At 55.1% G+C, this 1,639-nt stretch carries 2 protein-coding genes; both read left to right on the top strand.

Annotated elements, in window-relative coordinates:
* Positions 1-760 (top strand): electron transfer flavoprotein subunit beta/FixA family protein (locus QY97_RS19070; RefSeq protein WP_039230612.1); only part of this gene is annotated, 760 nt, incomplete at its 5' end.
* 25 nt (positions 761-785) lie between these two features.
* The coding region (locus QY97_RS19065; RefSeq protein WP_039230609.1) for an electron transfer flavoprotein subunit alpha/FixB family protein at positions 786-1,639 on the top strand (854 nt) is incomplete at its 3' end.

The raw sequence follows: 1,639 nt of genomic DNA, 5'->3' as shown, positions 1-1,639 counted from the left end.
CTTACTAAAAAGAACATTTGATACAGAGGAAAAAATCAATATTCAAGGCGGAACCATACAGGAAGACGGTGCTGAGTTTATTATCAATCCATATGATGAATATGCGGTAGAGGAAGCCATCCAGATTCGCGATGCGCAAGGCGGCGAGGTGACGGTCGTATCGGTCGGTTCAGAAGAGGCAGAGAAGCAGCTGCGCACGGCGCTCGCTATGGGAGCGGATAAAGCCGTGTTGATCAATATTGAAGAGGACGTAGAGAAGGCAGACCAATTTACAACAGCGAAGGTGCTGGCTGAATTCCTGAAAGGCAAAGAAGTAGACTTGATCCTTGCCGGCAACGTGGCGATTGACGGGGGCAGCGGCCAGGTCGGCCCGCGCGTGGCAGACCAGCTCGGCATCCCATATGTCACAACGGTTACAAGCTTGGAGATAGAGGGGGAAACCGTTCGTATCGTCCGTGATGTAGAAGGCGATGAAGAGAAAATCGAGACGTCCCTGCCGCTTCTCGTGACGGCTCAGCAGGGGTTAAATGAGCCGCGCTATCCATCACTTCCGGGCATCATGAAAGCAAAGAAAAAACCGCTGGACGAGCTGGAGCTGGATGATTTGGATCTTGACGAAGACGAAGTGGAAGCGAAGACGGAGCGAATGGATGTCTTCCTGCCGCCGGCGAAGGAAGCTGGACGTATCCTGGAAGGCGAGATCAGCGAACAGGTGCAGGAGCTTGTACAGGCCTTGCGTACAGAAGCGAAAGTCATTTAAGGATAAAAAGACAGGAGGGACAAATATGACAAGAAAAGTATTGGTAGTAGCAGAAGCAAGAGACGGAGCTTTAAGAAATGTATCCTTTGAGGCGGCAGCAGCCGCGAAGAAGGCGGCCCAGGGAGGCGAGGTCGTTGGCGTATTGATCGGCGCTTCCGTCCGCAGTTTGGCCGAAGAACTCATTCAGTACGGGGCAGACCGTGCGGTCATTGTGGAGGATGAGAAGCTTGGCCAGTACACCTCTGACGGCTATGCCCAGGCGCTCTTGGCGGTCATTGACCAGGAACAGCCGGGGGGCATCCTGTTCGGCCACACGGCGCTTGGCAAGGATTTGTCGCCGAAGGTGGCTTCCCGCCTGGGTGCCGGCTTGATTTCCGATGCGACAGCGGTAGAGGAGGAAGGCGGGGACATCGTCTTTACCCGCCCGATTTATTCCGGGAAAGCCTTTGAAAAGCGCAAGGTCAGCGAAGGCCTGCTTCTCGCCTCTGTCCGCCCGAACAATATTGAGCCGCTTGAAAAGGATGCTTCCCGTACAGGCGACGTCACTTCTGTGCAGGCAGATATTAAAGATCTCCGCACGGTGATCCAGGAAGTGGTCCGCAAAACGTCCGAGGGAGTGGACCTGTCCGAAGCGAAAGTCATCGTGGCCGGCGGCCGCGGCGTAAAGAGCGAAGACGGATTTAACCCGCTTCAGGAGCTGGCGGCCGTGCTGGGTGGTGCAGTAGGTGCTTCCCGCGGCGCGTGCGATGCGGGGTATTGCGATTATTCTCTTCAGATCGGCCAGACAGGAAAAGTCGTTACACCGGACTTATACATTGCCTGCGGTATTTCGGGCGCGATCCAGCACTTGGCGGGAATGTCCAACTCCAAAGTGATTGT

It is taken from the genome of Bacillus thermotolerans (assembly GCF_000812025.2).
GTDB classification, from domain to species: domain Bacteria; phylum Bacillota; class Bacilli; order Bacillales; family Domibacillaceae; genus Quasibacillus; species Quasibacillus thermotolerans.
Note: the sequence above shows the minus strand (reverse complement) of the source record. Positions and strands in the feature narration are given on the sequence as shown.